This is a genomic window from Deinococcus frigens DSM 12807 (assembly GCF_000701425.1).
GTDB lineage: Bacteria > Deinococcota > Deinococci > Deinococcales > Deinococcaceae > Deinococcus > Deinococcus frigens.
This window is the reverse complement of sequence record NZ_JNIW01000024.1, coordinates 40,743-57,552: the sequence shown is the minus strand read 5'-3', so window position 1 is coordinate 57,552 and position 16,810 is coordinate 40,743. Positions and strand designations below refer to the sequence as shown.

The 16,810-nt window shown below is 65.7% G+C and carries 15 protein-coding genes and 2 pseudogenes; 12 read left to right on the top strand and 5 right to left on the bottom strand.

What is annotated here, in order from left to right; genetic code table 11:
• Positions 1-282 (top strand): annotated as a pseudogene (locus tag Q322_RS24525) (IS701 family transposase); the annotation flags it as partial.
• Here the strand turns inward: Q322_RS24525 and Q322_RS24520 are convergent.
• Together Q322_RS24520 and Q322_RS0110225 are read right to left on the bottom strand one after the other, a co-directional pair.
• A pseudogene (locus Q322_RS24520) lies at positions 249-1,043 on the bottom strand (linear amide C-N hydrolase). The pseudogenes Q322_RS24525 and Q322_RS24520 sit on opposite strands and share 34 nt — an antisense overlap.
• A gap of 201 nt (positions 1,044-1,244) precedes the next feature.
• On the bottom strand, positions 1,245-1,727 hold the full coding sequence (locus Q322_RS0110225) for a hypothetical protein (protein ID WP_029477819.1): 483 nt from the start codon (positions 1,725-1,727) through the stop codon (positions 1,245-1,247).
• A gap of 96 nt (positions 1,728-1,823) precedes the next feature.
• Between Q322_RS0110225 and Q322_RS0110220 the strand changes: the two genes are divergently transcribed.
• The 6 genes from Q322_RS0110220 to Q322_RS0110195 all read left to right on the top strand — a co-directional run bounded on the left by Q322_RS0110220 (position 1,824) and on the right by Q322_RS0110195 (position 7,942).
• Positions 1,824-2,729 carry an aminoglycoside phosphotransferase family protein gene (locus Q322_RS0110220; protein WP_029477818.1) on the top strand — a complete coding sequence of 302 codons (906 nt, stop codon included), beginning with the start codon at positions 1,824-1,826 and terminating at the stop codon, positions 2,727-2,729.
• 282 nt (positions 2,730-3,011) lie between these two features.
• Positions 3,012-4,721: a GTPase HflX gene (hflX, locus tag Q322_RS0110215; protein ID WP_029477817.1), complete on the top strand. Its 1,710-nt coding sequence runs from the start codon at positions 3,012-3,014 to the stop codon at positions 4,719-4,721.
• 153 nt (positions 4,722-4,874) lie between these two features.
• Positions 4,875-5,798: an endonuclease/exonuclease/phosphatase family protein gene (locus Q322_RS0110210; RefSeq protein ID WP_029477816.1), complete on the top strand. Its 924-nt coding sequence runs from the start codon at positions 4,875-4,877 to the stop codon at positions 5,796-5,798.
• A 313-nt stretch (positions 5,799-6,111) separates the two neighbouring features.
• Positions 6,112-6,510 carry a hypothetical protein gene (locus Q322_RS21735; RefSeq protein ID WP_051668419.1) on the top strand — a complete coding sequence of 133 codons (399 nt, stop codon included), beginning with the start codon at positions 6,112-6,114 and terminating at the stop codon, positions 6,508-6,510.
• Between the two features lie 39 nt (positions 6,511-6,549).
• A complete protein-coding gene (locus Q322_RS23320) occupies positions 6,550-6,711 on the top strand; it encodes a hypothetical protein (RefSeq protein ID WP_156952991.1) in 162 nt (53 codons plus the stop codon).
• 151 nt (positions 6,712-6,862) lie between these two features.
• Positions 6,863-7,942, top strand: a complete 1,080-nt coding sequence (locus Q322_RS0110195) for an EAL domain-containing protein (RefSeq protein WP_245593213.1) — start codon at positions 6,863-6,865, stop codon at positions 7,940-7,942.
• 111 nt (positions 7,943-8,053) lie between these two features.
• Here Q322_RS0110195 and Q322_RS0110190 read toward each other — a convergent pair whose 3' ends face one another.
• The 3 genes from Q322_RS0110190 to Q322_RS0110180 all read right to left on the bottom strand — a co-directional run bounded on the left by Q322_RS0110190 (position 8,054) and on the right by Q322_RS0110180 (position 11,801).
• A complete protein-coding gene (locus Q322_RS0110190; protein ID WP_029477813.1) occupies positions 8,054-8,947 on the bottom strand; it encodes an ABC transporter permease in 894 nt (297 codons plus the stop codon).
• A gap of 36 nt (positions 8,948-8,983) precedes the next feature.
• Positions 8,984-10,042 carry an ABC transporter permease gene (locus Q322_RS0110185; RefSeq protein ID WP_029477812.1) on the bottom strand — a complete coding sequence of 353 codons (1,059 nt, stop codon included), beginning with the start codon at positions 10,040-10,042 and terminating at the stop codon, positions 8,984-8,986.
• Between the two features lie 184 nt (positions 10,043-10,226).
• Positions 10,227-11,801 (bottom strand): ABC transporter ATP-binding protein, encoded by a 1,575-nt coding sequence (locus tag Q322_RS0110180; RefSeq protein WP_029477811.1) that lies wholly within the window; start codon positions 11,799-11,801, stop codon positions 10,227-10,229.
• A gap of 219 nt (positions 11,802-12,020) precedes the next feature.
• On the opposite strand from Q322_RS0110180, the gene pstS reads away from it, so the two are divergent.
• From pstS to Q322_RS0110155, 5 genes are all read left to right on the top strand, one after another.
• Positions 12,021-13,052 (top strand): phosphate ABC transporter substrate-binding protein PstS, encoded by a 1,032-nt coding sequence (gene pstS, locus Q322_RS0110175; RefSeq protein ID WP_029477810.1) that lies wholly within the window; start codon positions 12,021-12,023, stop codon positions 13,050-13,052.
• 296 nt (positions 13,053-13,348) lie between these two features.
• Entirely contained in the window at positions 13,349-14,353 is a 1,005-nt protein-coding gene (pstC, locus tag Q322_RS0110170; RefSeq protein ID WP_029477809.1) for a phosphate ABC transporter permease subunit PstC, read from the top strand.
• Complete coding sequence (gene pstA / locus Q322_RS0110165) at positions 14,353-15,216, top strand: phosphate ABC transporter permease PstA (protein WP_029477808.1); 864 nt, start codon at positions 14,353-14,355, stop codon at positions 15,214-15,216. The genes pstC and pstA overlap by 1 nt, the downstream gene beginning before the upstream one ends.
• Before the next feature lie 85 nt (positions 15,217-15,301).
• Complete coding sequence (pstB, locus tag Q322_RS0110160) at positions 15,302-16,060, top strand: phosphate ABC transporter ATP-binding protein PstB (protein WP_029477807.1); 759 nt, start codon at positions 15,302-15,304, stop codon at positions 16,058-16,060.
• Positions 16,061-16,118: 58 nt separating this feature from the next.
• Positions 16,119-16,805, top strand: a complete 687-nt coding sequence (locus tag Q322_RS0110155) for a phosphate signaling complex PhoU family protein (RefSeq protein ID WP_245593212.1) — start codon at positions 16,119-16,121, stop codon at positions 16,803-16,805.
• Positions 16,806-16,810 lie beyond the last annotated feature (5 nt).

Sequence of the window (16,810 nt, the reverse complement as noted above, 5' to 3'; positions counted from 1 at the left end):
GAATCCTTTTTCAAGGAAGGCAAGCATCAGTTCGGCTTGGCGCAGTTCGCACTGCGAACTGCTGTAGGGCTGGACCGCTGGATCCTGCTGGTCTTCCTGACCTGGACGCCCTGAATCCTCCATCGGCAGGACGGGCTGACCCTGGAGGAATGTGCGTTCCTGGCGCTGGTCACGGTGCTGCCTCACCTGCATCTCAACCGACTGCTGCACCTGTTCTCGAAAAACGCTGAATTCCTGCACCAGCACGGCTATTCACTCCGCTCTGCAAGGTGCAACTCCTGAGTCTTGTAATAGAACAGGCCCTCGTGGGTGGACATGCAAGAACTGTAGGTGGTGCTGTCCAGGCCGCCATTTGGCAAGGCCACGGTGCCTCTGACCATCGCCACACCATCCAGAATGTGGAAAAACTGCGACACCGCCTCCTTCTCATTGTCACTGCCCGCCGCGTGGGCTTTCAGGAAGGCTGCCTTGACGAATCTGGACGTGGGCGAGGAATCGCCCGGCAGACCGTATGCGCCCTAGCCCTGTCCCAGCGCCGTCAGTGGCAGGTTATCCCAGGACGTCGCTTGCGGCTGCCCCGCAGTCACGCCCAGGTAGGTCCGCAGGTTGGTCAGGTGCAGGCCGCCCTCGGTGAACTCAATGACCACCGAGCGATGACGGTCCGACACCAGCCAGTGCTGCTCGGTGACGGGCAGGCCGTCCATGAAGGGTAATCCCATCAGGTTCAGGCGCGTCAGATCGTCATACGCCTCGTCCACCGTGGCGTAGCGGGCCAGAATCCAGGGAATCAGTTCGTGGGAGGCCACGTTAAAATGGCCGTCTTTCTCCTCCGCCGCATATTGGGCGAGGCCGGGAAAATAAGTGGCGGCCACACCCAGGCCGCGTTCGTTGACGGCCTCGGCATACAGCGGATACTCCTTTGCCACCGAACCGATGCCGATCATGGCGTACTTCACCTGCTGGGCGGGTTCTTTCTTGAACGTCAGGGTGTAGCGGCGCGGCACAATGACCACCCCCTCCCCGAACGAACGCTCAATGTCCATGTTCCTGCCGAAATAAAAGCGGTTGTTGCTGACCCAAGCCATCGCGGTACACACAGAAGCTTCTCCCCCCGCTGGGCCTGTTCGGTGCAGCCCCTGTAGGCCGTCTAACAGCGGTCTGGAAGGCAGGTTACCAAGTCGTGAGGGGCTTTTGGGCGCAGCTTCTGGGCAAGCTGCCACATCGTCCCCCTTCCTCTTCTCAACTCAGACTGGCTTCTCACGCTGTTCTACCTCCATATTCGCCAGATGAAAGCGCAACGCGCCAGCGTGGTACGCGGCGTGCGTAACGGCCCCGAAGGCAATTCTGAGGCCATCTGGCGAGAGAGGGAGGTACAGCGCCTCGTAGAAATGCTGCCCGGCGCGGGCCAGGGCGACGAGTTCCAGACGCCACGCTTGGGGGGTTGCGAAACGCACGTTCCAGGCGTCCTGCTCATCTGGCGACAGGGCATAGGGGTCCGCCAGTTGGGCGGCGGCCAGTTCCAGCGACTGGCGGATATGGACGGTGATCTGCGCGGGCGTGGGGCGGCCAGCGGCGGCAGGGGCGCTGGCCTGAGCGAAACTCAGCGCGTGGACGGTTCGCAGCAGTCCCGCCTCGCCCACGCTGAACAGGCCCACGGCCAGCGGGCCGCCGTCCGGGCCATATAGCACCTCGCGCAGGCCCTCGCGCAGCAGTTCGGGGGTGGACATGCCCGGCAGTCTAAAGCGGCAAGGGCCGGAAGATAGGAACGCCGTAAGCCGTTCGGCCCATGCCTGAGAGACAGACGGCGCGTTACGCTCGGCCCAATGTCGTCTGACCTCAAGATGCACCCCGACGAAATTCATACCAATGCTGCACTGGTGCGTCGGCTGCTGGCCGCGCAGTTTCCTAAATGGGCCGGGCTGCCCGTGCGCCGCGTCCAGTCTTTCGGCACAGATAACGCGCTGTACCGGCTGGGCGAGGACCTGCTGGTGCGCCTGCCCCGCATCGGCTGGACCGTTGGACAGGTAGAGAAAGAGCTGGAATGGCTGCCCCGACTCGCGCCGCACTTGCCTCTACGCGTTCCTGAGCCGCTGGCGCTGGGTCAACCGGGTGAGGGTTACCCGTACACCTGGGGCGTTTACCGCTGGCTGCCGGGCGAAATGCCGTCCCTCTCAGAAGTGGCGGCGCGACCTGAGCTGGCCCGACAACTGGCCGAGTTTGTGCTGGCGTTGCGAGGTTGCGATCAGACAGACGCGCCAAGCGCCGAGAATCCGGCCACGGACCTTCAGCAACTTGACCCACACGTTCGCGCCAGCGTCGAGACCTCAGCGCAACTGCTCGACACCGACACCCGCAAACAGATTATCGCCGTCTGGGACGACACTATGCACCTTCCAGGCTGGACGGTTGCCCCCATCTGGGTTCACGGCGACTTGCACAGCAGCAACCTGCTCTGGAACGGTGAACACCTGACCACGGTGCTGGATTTCTCATCGTTGGAATTGAATGATCCGGCGATTGACCTGATGGCACCGTGGAACGCTTTTGGAGCTGAGGCCAGAGCTACCTACCGCGAGGTCTTGCACCCCGATGACGCCACCTGGGAACGCGGGCGGGCCAGGGCGCTGGCAAAAGCCTTGCTGGCGCTGCCGTATTACCAGCACACCAACCCGGAAATCATGGAGCGGAGCTGGTACACCATTAGGGAAGTGCTGGCCGACGCGCGCTAAGCCAACAGGCCGATGCGCCTGCCCCGGCCTCTCCCCTATCGTGCGTCCACAATGATCAAGCCCTAACCACCACTCGCGGTTCTGTAGCCCCCTGAAGACATTGCACACCTTCTGAAAAGGGGTCCCGCTCTATTCTGGACGCAATGACAGAACCCTGTCGCCACCCGCCGCGCGAACGATGTTCGGGCCTGGCGACGCTGAGCTATTGGTGTTGGGTTGCTCCTGCAACCCACGCCCCACCTCCCACAATCCAGAAAAAGGATGTGACTTCACATAGATAAAGTGCTTGGAAATACTTCTGGTCTGCGCCCCGCACAACTGAAATCACTGGGCAACCTGTACCGCCGCCGCGTCGAGCCGGGACGGGTGGGTTCTCCCGAACTGGCCCGCACGCTGGCTGAACTGTCGCGCGAGATTCGCCGCGAGGTATCCGTCCTGATCGACCGGCGCGGGCGCGTATTGAGCGTGTCGGTGGCCGATGCCAAGGCCGCAGAACTGCCCGCCATCCGTGCGGGCGAGAACCGGCTGGCGGGCTATCACCTGCTGCACGCGCACCCCAAGGGTGGGCCGCTGAGCAAGGGTGACCTATCCGCGCTGTTCCTGAACCGGCTGGACGCGGTTTCGGCCATTGACGCGAAGAACGAGGGACAACCTGGCCCGGTCTACACCGCGCACCTGACCCCGCCTGGCACCGTGGGCGAGGAAGAGGACTGGCGCATCCTGCCCCCCGTGCCGATTTTTCAGATCGATGATTTTGATCTGGGCGCACAGGTCTCGGCGCTGGAGGAAGAAATTGCCCGCGCCGCCCGCACCCGCGAGTCCAAAAAAGAGCGCGAACGGGCGCTCCTGGTGCAGGTGGATCAGGGCGAATTCGACGCCGAGGAACGTCTGGACGAGCTGGGCGAGCTGGCCCGCACCGCCGGGGCCGAGGTGGTCTACAAGGAACTGATCTACCGCCGCAACCTGAAAGCCGGAACGCTAGTGGGCGCGGGCAAGCTGGAAGAGCTGACCAGCAAGGCGTACCACCTGGACGCCGAGGTGCTGATCTTCGGGCAGGAGCTGGGCGCAGCGCAGGCCCGCGAGATCGAGGCGGCGACGGGCCTCAAGGTGATTGACCGCACGCAACTGATTCTGGACATCTTCGCGCTGCACGCGCAGGGGGTGGAATCGCGCCTTCAAGTGGAGCTGGCGCAACTGCGCTACATGAAGCCCCGGCTGCTGGGCGCGGGCGCACAACTCTCGCGCATCGGCGGGGGCGGGGGCAGCGCGGCGGGGGGCGCAATTGGGACGCGCGGCCCCGGTGAAACCAAGCTGGAGCTGGACCGACGGCGCATCAATGACCGCATCAGCTTTCTGGAAAAGCAACTGGAAGGCGGCTCATTGCGCCGCGAGGAACGCCGCAAGAGCCGCGAGCGCAACGACGTGCCGGTGGTGTCCATCGTGGGCTACACCAACGCGGGCAAGAGTACGCTGCTCAATGCCTTCACGCACGCCACCGATGCCCCCAGGCGCGTGCTGGCCGCCAACAAGCTGTTCGCCACGCTGCGGCCCACCAGCCGCCAGGGCTTTATCGAGGGCATCGGCCCGGTGATCTTCACCGATACCGTGGGCTTTATCCGCGATTTGCCCAAGGACCTGACCCGCGCCTTCCGGGCCACACTGGAAGAAATCGGCGACGCCGACGTGCTGCTGCATGTGGTGGACGCCGCCAGCCCCGGCGCGGACACCCGGTTGAAGGCCGTCAACCGCATTCTGGAAGACCTGGGCTTCGTGGAGATGCCCACCGTGGTGGCGCTGAACAAGGCTGACGCCGCCGAGCCAGACCTGCTGGAACGCGCGATTGATCGTATGGACGGTATTCCGGTCAGTGCCCTCAAGAACATCGGTATTCCTGAGCTGAAAGAAGCCCTGGCCGACGCGATTGGGCAGGTGCAGCGCCAGGAAATGGCGCAGCGCGAAGAGGCGCGGGAAGTGGCGACGCAGTACCGTTAAAGCAGTACCGCTAGAGCGTCTGAAAAAGAGAGGCGAGGGCTTTTGCTCCCGCCTCTTTTTTGTGCTGACGCGACTTTGGGTTGACGCGACTTTGGGTTGACGCGACTTTGGGTTGACGCTCCTTCTCACTGATCTGTGACAGGCTCTGTGCCGATGTTCCGTTCGCGCCTCGCCTGGTTTTATCTGCTGTTCGTCGTGCTGATCTGGGGGCTGGGCGAGTTTGTGGGAGAAAGGACGCTGCCCACCCTGCTGCTGGCCTACGCGCCCGCCGTGCTGTGGCTGCTGCCTGCGCCGTTCGCGTTGCTGTGGACCGCTCTGAGAAAACGCGGCTTCGCGGTGGCGCTGGCCGGAACGCTGCTGGCCGCCTGGGGCGCGGGCTTTCTGCACTGGACGCCGCAGAAGGCCGGGAAGTTGCGCGTGCTGAATTACAACGTCAACAGCGGCTACCGGTCCACGCCGGGACGACTGGCCGCCGTCCTTAAGAATGCCAACGCCGACGTGATCCTGTTGCAGGAATCCAACTTTCAACCTCCCGGCTATCTGGAGGCGCTGACCAGGGCCATGCCTGGGTACACCTCGCGCTCGGCGGTGGAGGTCATGACCCTGACCCGGCTGCCGGTGCTGTCATCGGGGACGGTGGATTTGCCTGGAAACCAGCGCGAGGTGCTCATGACCCGCTTGCAGTGGCGCGGCGAACCCCTGAGCGTGGTGAACGCGCATCTGGGAACCATACAGGTGCTGGACGCGCTGGCCGGGGAGTTCGCGTTTCTGCAAGTTGCCCGTGACCGCCGCGCGGCACAGATTCAGGTGCTTACGGGAGTCGCCGCCCGAACCTCTGGCCGAGTCCTGCTGGGCGGCGATCTGAACACCCCGCCGCGTGGGCTGATCTACCGCCAGCTCCAGCAGGCATTCGGCCCCGATGCCTACGCCCAAGCTGGACGCGGCCCCGGCTGGACCTTTCCCGGGCTGCACGTGCGAATCGACCACCAGATGGCACGCGGATTGAGGCCGACGCGGGCCACCGTTTTATCCGCGCAGGAAAGCGATCATCTGCCGCTGGTGGTGGACTACCGGTAGAAGGTGGGCTGAACAGAATGTCATCAAGCTGTGCGGACGTCGTTTGGTGCGGGGTCCGCTCCGGCTCGGTGCCTCACCATTTGTAAAGCCAGCCTCGGGGCAGGGCAGAATCTAACGCCCGCTTAACGCCGGGACCCTGGAATGCGGCGTGGCCCGGCGGTGGTGATCATCCCACTGCTCAATCAAGTTCTGGACGGTCCAGCTACCGTGGATTGATACGGTCCAGATGCCGTGGATCAATATGGTGCGCGGATGGTAGACGGAGGGCCAAGAAGCCTGCCCCCTCCAGTGTGCCGCATGACAAAGGAGGGCTATGAAATGTCTCCAAGACCATTGGATTGGACTGCTGCTGCTGGCGGGCATCGGCTGGATGCACTTCAGGGATATTCCCGACAAGCTGGATGAAACGGCGTATCTGGGCTGGCTGTACATTCTGCTGGTGGCCGGGTGCGCGGCGGCGGGGGCCTGGCTGCTCAGTTCGCATTGGAAAAACGGCTACGGTCTGGGCCTGCTGGTCTCGGCGGGGGCCATCGTCTTCTACGTCCTGACCCGCACCACCGGCCTGCCCAATGCGAGAGACGACATCGGCAACTGGGCCGAACCTTCCGGGATCATCGCCCTGATTCTTGAGGCCGCCTTTGTGGTCCTGAGCGTCGTCCAGTTGCGCCGCCCGGCCCCGGCGATGCGGGGGGCCAGGTCCATCGTCCATTGACCTGGGGTGCAGGGCGTTTCACCGAAGCTCCATCAAGGGTTGAAACCCGCCAACCTGCGGCAAAGGGCCGAGAGCGGCACCAAGAAAGACCAGTGGCAGGTGCGCGCGTCCGTCCAGTCCACGCCGCGCGATCCCAACACCGGCTTTAACACCAACAACCAGCCTGCACCCTTGCGCGGCCAGTCCACCCACTTCTGCTGAAGACCTGCCGGGGCCACCGCTCTCCGGCGGTTCTCGTTTATGTTGAAAGGAACCGGTGCGCCGCCGCGCCCGGCACCTCTCTGTCCGTACCCACCCCTTCCGAGAGAACTTAGAAATGAGTTTGTCAGACGGCATGTGCCAGGATTCTTCTGTGCGGACCACCCATCCCTCTCCTCCCACCGTTGCGGCCACGTGTGACTGCCAGGCCATCCAGCCCGTCGTGGCCCCCGGCCTGGACGGACTGGCGCTGTATACCGCGTCCAGTCACCTTCAGCGCAAACTGTGGTTGACCCTGGAGGCCCATCACCTGGCCTTCCAGACGCAGGGGTCGGCGTTCATCCTGCTCCCGGAGAACTTTGCTGCCCTGGGCGCTGTGCTGGACAGCTTCTCGACCACCGAGCGCCACGAGGTGCTGGCCACCCCCTGGCACGGCGGTCACCCGGACCCGTGGCACACCGCGCCGCTGGACCAGTGGCTGCACCGCCTGACCACCCCGTGGTTTGCCGAAGCCTGCCAGCACATTTACTTCGAGGTGCAGCCCATCGTGCATCTGGACCGCCTGGAGGTTTACGGGCACGAGGCGCTGGTCCGCGCGCACTGGGCCGGGCAGACCCTGGGGGCCGGGCCTTTGTTGCAGGCCGCCGCCACCCACGGCCAGGCCCGCGCCTTCGACGCCCACGCCCGCCGCAACGCCATCACGCAGGTGTATCCAATCCTGCCGCCCGGACAGCGGCTGTTCATCAATTTCTCGCCCAGCGTGGTGTACAACCCCGACATCTGCCTGCAAACCACCTTCGAGGCCTGCCGTCAGGTGGGCGCGGATTTTTCCCGGCTGGTCTTCGAGGTCACCGAGAGCGAGGCGTTTCCCGATCTGACCCTGCTGCGCCGCATCCTGGAGCGCTACCGCGCCGAGGGCGCGCAGGTGGCCCTGGACGATCTGGGGGCCGGGCACACCAGTCTGGCCTATCTGGCCGAGTTGCAGCCAGATCTGGTCAAGCTGGACCGCGCGCTGATCCACGGTTTGCACGCCGCTGATCCCCGGCTGGCGCTGGTGCAGGCACTGATCACCTATGCGCACGATCTGGACATCCGGGTGGTGGCCGAGGGCATCGAGACGGCGGGCGAACTGGCGCTGGTCACCGCGCTGGGCAGCGATTACGCGCAAGGCTATTACCTGGGCCGCCCGGCAACCCAGCCGGTAGAACAGCTCAGTTCTGGGGCACTCCGCTAACCGACGGAAGGATTTCCGGTCAACGACACCTGCTGGGAATATCCAGGACGCAGTCCTGATGGGTGGGCCAGGCGGTGGCCGTCCCTTCACCTCGCGAGTGGGTCAAACCGCCTAGCGCTCACCCCGCACATACGCCCGGCCCAGTCCGGCGGGGGCGTCGCCTTGCTGGCCCCGCAGCCCGGCCAGCGCCAGCACCACCAGCACCAGAATGAACGGCATGGCGTTGAAGACCTCGGTGGGAATGGGACTGTTGCCCTGAAGGCGGAATTGCAGGTAGTACAGGAAGCCGAAGAACAGCGCACCCAGCACGGCGCGGAGCGGACGCCAGCCCACGAAGATCACCAGCGCCACGGCGATCCAGCCCAGGCCCGCCGTCATGTTGTCGGCCCAGGACGCGCGGTAAGACAGCGCCAGAAAGGCCCCGGCCAGCCCCGACAGCGAGCCGCCTGCCAGCACCGCCCAAATACGGACCGCGCCCACATTGACGCCCAGCACGTCCGCCGCCGCCGGATTCTCGCCCACCGAGCGCAGCGTCAGGCCGGAGCGGGTGGAGTTGAGGTAAAAGGCCAGGGCGGCGGCCAGCAGCAGCGCCGCCACCGTGAATGGGTTGATCACAAAGCCGCCCAGGTTCCAGTCGGCCACCTTGTTGAACAGGGGCAGGCCCTCGAACTTCTTGCCCAGCAGCCCCGCCGCCCCGGTGCCGATCAGCGCCAGCGCCAGCCCGCTGACGAACTGGTTGGCCCGCAGGGTCACGGTGGCGACGGCGTGAAGGGACGCCAGCGCCGCGCCCGCCAGCATGGATGCGCCCACCGCCAGCCACAGGTTGGCGTCCGGGCTGCTGGACGCCACCGCGAAGGCGGCCAGCGCGCCCACGGCCATCATGCCCTCCACCCCCAGATTCACCACGCCGCCCCGCTCGTTGATGATTGCGCCCAGGCAGGCCAGCAGCAGCGGCGTTCCCACAGCCAGCGCGCGGATCAGGGCTTCGACGACGATGTTATCCATGTGGGGCCTCCGGCCAACCTGGCTCTATCTGACTCCTCACGCCCGCGCTCCCCAGACCACCCGGTTTCGCACGAACACTTCCGAGGCGATCAGGCACAGCAGGATCACGCCCGAAAACACGTCCACCACGCGGAAGGGCATGTTCAGGTCGATCTTGAGGAGGTCTCCCCCGGCCAGGATGATGCCCATCACCGGGGCGGTGATCAGGCACAGCGCCGGGTTGCCGCGCGCCAGCCACGCCACGATGACTGCCGTGAAGCCGTAGCCCAGGCTGATCTGCCCGGCTTCCAGCAGGCGGTGGTGAATCCCGGCCACCTCGCCCGCACCCGCCAGACCCGCCGCGCCGCCGGTGATCAGCGCCACCACGGTCATCACGCGCGCCGAGCTGATGCCCGCATAGCGCGCCGCGCCGGGATTCTCGCCCACCACGCGCAGGGCGTAGCCGAAGGTGGAGCGGCCCAGCAGCCATTGCAGGCCCAGCGCCACCGCCACGCCCAGCACCAGCGTGGGCCAGTGCACCTGCGTTCCGGCGATCACGGGCAGATTGGCGGCGTCCGGGAAGGAATCGGTGTAGATGTAGCCGCGCACGTCCTTGCCCTTCCACGGCCCGGCGATCAGGTACGTCACCAGCGCCACGGCGATGTAATTGAGCATCAGGGTGGACAGGATTTCGTTGACGTTCAATCGGCGCAGCAGCGCGGCGATCAAGGCCCACAACCCGCCGCCCAGCGCGCCCATGATGAACACGGTGGGCAGCAGGAGCGGCCCTGGCAGCGGAATGAACAGCGCCGTTCCCGCCGCGAAGACCGCACCCAGCAGCAGTTGTCCCTCGCCGCCGATGTTGAAAAACTGCGCCCGGAAGGCAATCGCCAGCCCCGCGCCGATCAGCAGCAGCGGGATGGTGCGCCGCCCGACTTCGGCCAGCCCGATGGAATCGCCCAGCGTGCCGCGCAGCATGGTGGAGTAGACCTCGGCGGGCGAGACACCGTAGAACACGAAAATCAGCGCGCACAGTGCCAGCGCCACGGCGACGGAGGCCAGCGTGATCAGGCCCACCCTGGCGGCGGAGGGGGAAGCGAGGGGAATGAATCTCATCGGATTTCCTTTCGGAACAGGGTTGAGGTGGAGGGTTGGCTGTCAGGAAAACTCCCCGGTCTGCGTTGCAGCCAGCCTGTCCTAAGGGGGAGCTGGCACAGAGCGCCGGACTGGTCAGGCTGCCAAGCAGAGCGACTAAACCGTGGGGGCCACCCCGAAACACCGCCCGTCAACAGCCATAACCTCACGCCACCACCCCCTGCCCCGCGCCCGGAATGCTGTGCGGGTGCGCTCCGCCCATCAGCAGGCCCAGCGACTCGCGCGTGACCTCCGAGACCGGGAAGGGACCGCGCAATTCGCCGCCCACCATCACGCCGATGCGGTCCGAGAGGCTCAGCAACTCGTCCAGATCCTCGCTGACCAGCAGCACGCCCGCGCCCTCATTGGTGCGCTCCAGCAACACGCGGTGGACCTGATCGGTCGCGCCGATGTCCAGGCCGTAGGTGGGATGGACGGCCAGGATCAGTTTTGGCTGGCCGTGCAACTCGCGGGCCAGGATCAGTTTCTGAATGTTGCCCCCGCTCAGCAGGCGGCTGGGGGTGTGGATGCCGGGGGTGGCGACGCTGTAGTGCTCCACGTCCTGCCGCGCGCGTTCATCGGTGGCCTTGAGGTCACGCGCCAGCCCCCGCGCCAGCGGCGAGCGGCCATAGCCGCGCAGGGCCAGATTGTCGGCCACCGTCATGCTGGGCACCGTGCCGCTGTGGATGCGGTCTTCAGGAATGTGGGCCACGCCGCCCTGAAAGCGGGCCTCCGCGCCGCCGGTCAGGGGCTGGCCGTCCAGCGTGATGGTGCCGCGCGCAGGGTGCAGACCCGCCAGCACCTCCACCAGTTCGCTCTGGCCGTTACCGGCGATTCCGGCCACCCCCAGCACCTCGCCGCGCCCCAGCGTGAAGCCCACGCCGCGCAGGGCGGGCAGGCCGCGCGAGCCGCTGGCGGTGAGGTTCTGCACGTCCAGCAGCACCTCGCCCCTTGCCAGAGCCGCGCCGCGTTTGCGGGTGAAATCCACACCCCGGCCCACCATCAGCTCGGCCAGACTTTCGCGGGTTGCGCCCGCCGTCGGCACGCCGCCCACCACCCTGCCGCGCCGCAGCACCGTCACGCGGTCCGCCACGTCCAGCACCTCATCCAGCTTGTGCGAGATGAAGATCAGGCTGCGCCCATCAGCCCTTAACTCGCGCATCACGCGGAATAGGCCCGAGGCTTCCTGCGGGGTCAGGACGCTGGTGGGTTCGTCCAGAATCAGCACCCGCGCGCCGCCCAGCAGGGCGCGGATGATCTCCACGCGCTGCTTCTCGCCGGGCGACAGGTCCGAGACGCGGGCGGTAGGGTCAACTTCCAGGCCATACTTCTCGGAGAGTTCTCGCACGCGGCCCGCCACGCCCCGCGCGGGAAACAGGCCCCCTCCCCTGGAAGCCTGGCCGCCGCCCAGCGCCAGATTCTCGGCCACCGAATGCCGCGACACCAGCAAGGGATGCTGCGGCACCAGCCCGATGCCCAGCTTCCTGGCCTCCGCCGGGCTGCCGATGCGGACGGGCTGGCCGCCCAGGCTGACGGTTCCCTCGTCGGGCTGATACAGGCCGTACAGAATGGAGATCAGGGTGCTCTTGCCCGCGCCGTTCTCGCCCAGCAGGGCCAGCACCTCGCCCCCGTCCACCGTCAGGTCCACGCTGTCGTTGGCGACGACGCCCGGAAAACGCTTGGTGATGCCCCGCAGTTCCAGTGCGGGCGGACGGGATGAAGCGGGCTGCGGCTGCGTCACCCTCGCATCTTGGCAGATTCTTAACGCCCGATAAAGGTGCGGGTTAGATGCGCTGCGCCGTGGCATCAGCAGGCCAGAGATTCGCGCAAGGCCTGGTCTTGCTGCTCCTGACCAGCCGTAGACATGTGTAAACTGATCCGCTCTTTCGATCCTGCGGGCTGACACTCCGCTGACTTCGCAGTGACCGGGGGCTGACACTCGGCCCGCAGACTCAGAGACATGAAAAAGACCTTTCTCCTGGGCCTGGCCCTGTCCGCAACCGCCTTTACGTCCGCCTCTGCCCAGAGCCTGACCGGCGCGGGCGCGAGCTTTCCGTACCCGCTGTACAGCAAGATGTTTGCCGAGTACAAGAGCGACAAGGGTGTGAGCGTCAACTACCAGAGCGTGGGCAGCGGCAGCGGCCAGAAGCAGATCATCGAGCGCACCGTGGACTTTGCGGGCAGCGACAACCCCATGAGCGACGAGACCCTGAAGTCCGCCCCGGCCAAGCTGCTGCACATCCCCACCGCCATCGGCGCAGTGGTGCCGTCGTATAACCTGCCCGGCGTGACCGCGCCGCTGAAGTTCACCGGCAAGGTGCTGGCCGACATCTACCTGGGCAAGATCAAGCTGTGGAACGACGGGGCGATTGCCGCGCTGAATCCCGGCGTCACCATTCCCCCGCTGCCGATCACGGTGGCGCGCCGCAGCGACGGCTCCGGCACCACCTTCGTCTTTTCCGATTACCTGTCCAAGGTCAGCAGCGAGTGGAAGAGCAAGGTCGGCACCGGCAACAGCCTGGACTGGCCCACCGGCACCGGCGCAAAGGGCAATGACGGTGTGGCGGGTGTGGTGAAAAGCACCCCCGGCGCAATCGGCTACGTGGAACTGGTGTACGCCAAGCAGAACAAACTGCCCTTCGGCAGCGTGCAGAACCGCGCAGGTAAGTTCATCACAGCCGACAATGGCCCGGCCAGCAAAGCCGCCGAGGGCGTCGTGATCCCTGCCGACACCCGCGTGAGCATCACCAACAGCCCCAACGCCGACGCCTACCCGATTGCCAGCTTCACCTACGTGATCTTCTACCAGGACCAGAAGTACGGGGGCCGCAGCGAGGCGCAGGCGACGGAACTCAAGAAGATGCTGACCTGGATGACCACCAGCGGGCAGCAGTACAACGAGCCTCTGGACTACGCCAAGCTGCCCACCAACGCGGCGAACAAGGCCAAGAGCATCATCAATAGCATGACCTACGGCGGCAAGAAGCTGTAAAGCGAGTGATCGGTGAGGGCGGCCCTGGAGAAATCTGGGGCCGCATTTTTGGTGTCGGTTGAGAGCAATAAGAAAATCATCTTGGTCGCATTTTCGGCCTGCCCGGTGGCTCCCTCACCCTCGCCGCCCTCTCGGTGTCCTTCTCCCGCAAGGCCAAGTCCCACAAGGCTAGAGGGGTCGGAAAAACACGCCGCCCATCTGTCCCCAGCGCCGCCCCTGACATCCCCCTGACGCCATTCCGCTCAACTGCCCCCATGCGCCCATCTGGGAGACCCTGCCATGAGTGAGAGACAGCCATGAGTGACCCCGCCCGCCGCCTGCCCACCCGCGCCTCGATGTCCAGCGGCAGTGACCGCGTGTTCCAGTACCTGATCCTGGCCCTGGCCAGCGTGATCGTGCTGGTGTTCGTGGTCAGCCTGTACCTGCTGGGAGTAGACAGTTGGCCCGCGCTGCGGCAGTTTGGCGTGGATTTCTTTACCACGCGCACCTGGAATCCGGTGAGCGGCACGTTCGGGGCCGCCGCCATGATCACCGGCACGCTGGTGACCAGCTTCGTGGCGCTAATTATCAGCGTGCCGCTCGCCATTGCCAGCGCCCTGTTTGTGGCCGAATATGCGCCGCGCTGGCTGGCGAATCCGGTGGGCTACCTGATCGAACTGCTGGCCGCCATTCCCAGCGTGGTCTACGGGCTGTGGGCGCTGTTCGTGATCGCCCCGGTGCTCAGCCGCTGGGAGCAGGGCTATTTTGCGTCGCCGGAAAAGATCGCCATTTACACCGCTTGCAAAAACATCTGGGATCAGGACCGGACCACGCTGCAATGTTTCTTCGTTCCCAGCGCCTTCGACGGGCGCGGGCTGGCGCTGGCGATCATCATCCTGACCGTGATGATTCTGCCGTACACGGCTTCGGTGGCGCGCGACGTGATCCGGCTGGTGCCCGCCGATCAGCGTGAGGCGATGTACGCGCTGGGCGCAACCAAATGGGAAGTGATCTCGCGGGCGATCCTACCGTATGCCCGCGCGGGGATCATGGGCGGCGTGATTCTGGCCCTGGGCCGCGCGCTGGGCGAGACGCTGGCGGTGGCGATGGTCATCGGGGACAGCCAGGACATTATTAAAAGCATCTTCGGTGGGGCCAGCACCATGGCCTCGGTGATTGCCAACCAGTTCGGGGACGCGCAGGAGACGCTGCACCGGTCCAGCGTGGTGACCCTGGGGTTCATCCTGTTCTTTGTGAGCGTGGCCGTGAACCTGCTGGCCCGCGTCATTATTCAGCGGCTGACGCCCAAGGGTGTCAAGTGATGAGCACCGCCACCTCTGCCAGACCGCAGGTCAGGACGGGCCTCAGCGCTGCGCGCAGGGCACAGAACATGATGATGGGCGGACTGATCCTGCTGGCGACGCTGCTGGTGGTTGCGCCGCTGATCCTGATCTTCGTGTACCTGATCCGCGAGGGCATCGACGCGGTGAATCTGGACTTCTTCACCAAAATTCCCGCGCCCGAGGGTGAAACCGGCGGCGGTCTACTGAACGCCATCCTGGGCAGCCTGTATATGCTGGCGATGTCCTCGGTGTTCGGCGTGCTGGTCGGCATTGCCGGGGGCATCTTTCTGGCCGAGTACCCACGCCATCCGCTGATGCCCAGCATCCGGCTGGTCAGCGACGTGCTGGCCGGTATTCCGGCCATCGTGATGGGGCTGGTGGCCTACGGGCTGATCGTGCTGAACTTCGGCTTCTCGGGCTTTGCCGGGGCGGTGGCGCTGGGCTTTCTGATGATCCCAATCGTCGTGCGGACCACCGAGGAAGTGCTGAAGCTGGTGCCACAGGCCGTACGCGAGGCGGGACTGAGCCTGGGCCTGCCGCAGTGGTTGGTCACGCTGCGGATCGTGCTGCCCGCCGCCGCCGGAGGAATTATTACCGGCGTGATGCTGGCGCTGGCGCGGGTGGCGGGCGAGGCCGCGCCGCTGCTGTTCACCGCCTTCGGCAACCCCAACGTCAACCTGGACCCCAGCAAGCCCATGAGCGCCCTGCCGCTGGAAATCTACCGGGGAGCCACCAGCGCCTATGACGAGAACCAGCGCATGGCGAAGGCCGGAGCGCTGCTGCTGATCGTGCTGATCTTCGTGACGAGTCTGCTGGCGCGGCGCTTTAGCAGGAAGGTTTAAAGGTCTGACCACTTCAAAGGACCAGCATCCTGTCTTTAAATTTTTCTTTCGCCGTGAGACGGTTTGACACATCCAAAGGAGCATCATGAATCCCCTTCTCCAGGCCAAAGACGTCAATATCTTTTACGGCGACAAACAGGCCGTGCAAAATGTCGATCTGGACGTCCACACCGGCACCGTCAACGCCCTGATCGGCCCCAGCGGCTGCGGCAAGACCACCTTTTTGCGGGCCATCAACCGCATGCACGATCTGACGCCGGGGGCGCGGGTCACCGGGCAGATTCTGCTGGACGGCGAGGACATCTATGCGCCGGGCGTCGATCCCGTCGCCATGCGCCGCCGCGTGGGCATGGTCTTCCAGAAGCCTAACCCCTTTCCCACCATGAGCGTGTTCGACAACGTGGTGGCGGGCCTGAAGCTGGCGGGCATGCGGAACAGGGACCAACTGATGGCAGTGGCCGAGCGCAGCCTGAGGGGCGCGGCGCTGTGGGAGGAGGTCAAGGAGCGGCTGAACACGCCTGCAACGGGCCTTTCCGGCGGCCAGCAGCAGCGGCTGTGCATCGCCCGCGCGCTGGCAGTGGACCCCGAGATCCTGCTGATGGACGAGCCGACCAGCGCCCTGGACCCGTCCAGCACAGCCAAGATCGAGGAATTGATGACCGAACTCAAGAAGGTCACCACCATCATCATCGTGACCCACAACATGCACCAGGCCGCGCGGGTCAGCGACACCACCTCGTTTTTTCTGGTGGGCGATCTGGTGGAACACGGCCCCACCGATAGGCTGTTCCAGTCGCCGCGCGACGAGCGCACCGAGGCGTATGTCACCGGGCGCTTCGGGTAGCGTTCTGACCCTGCGCCCAGTTGACCCCGGCATCACAGGGACGCGCGATACTGCCCGCATGACCGTCCCACCCCCACCCCACTTGCAGTCCACGGGCGGAGCGGCCAGCGTGGCGCAGGTCACGGCCCGCTTTCTGCGGATGCTGAGCATCACGCTGGAGCAACTGAACGCCGTGCGCGACGCCGACGCCCGCGCCGAGTTCGCCGGACTGACCGCCCGCGCCGGGGTGCTGGAAGACGAGACCAACGCCCTGGAGCGCGAGATCGAGGACGCCTGCCTGGCCGCCTTCGCCGCGCCGCTGAGCGAGGCCGAGCTGGCCTTTCATCTGGTGGTCTTCCGCAGCCTGACCAACCTGGAGCGGGTGGGCGACTACGCCCTGAAGCTGGCCCGCGATCTGGAACACTTCGCCCCGCGCGCCCGCAGCGCCACCTTGCAGGACGTGCTGCCGCTGGTGCGCCTGCTCTCCGAGATGCTGGAGCGGCTGGCCTACGCCTTCGCCGAGCGCGACGTGGGCGCGGCCCGCGAGGTCATGCGCCTGGACTTCGAGCAGGTGGACGCCCTGTACGAACAGATGCAGCGCGCCAGCCTGACGCGGTTGCTGGAGCGCCCCGAGGACACCGAGGTGGCCCTGACCGCCGGGCAGATCGCCCGCAATCTGGAGCGGCTGGGAGACCACCTGGTCAACGTGGCCGAGCGGCTGGAGGCCCTGATGCTGGGCCGGGTGACGGGCGGGGAGCCGCTCTAGCCTGT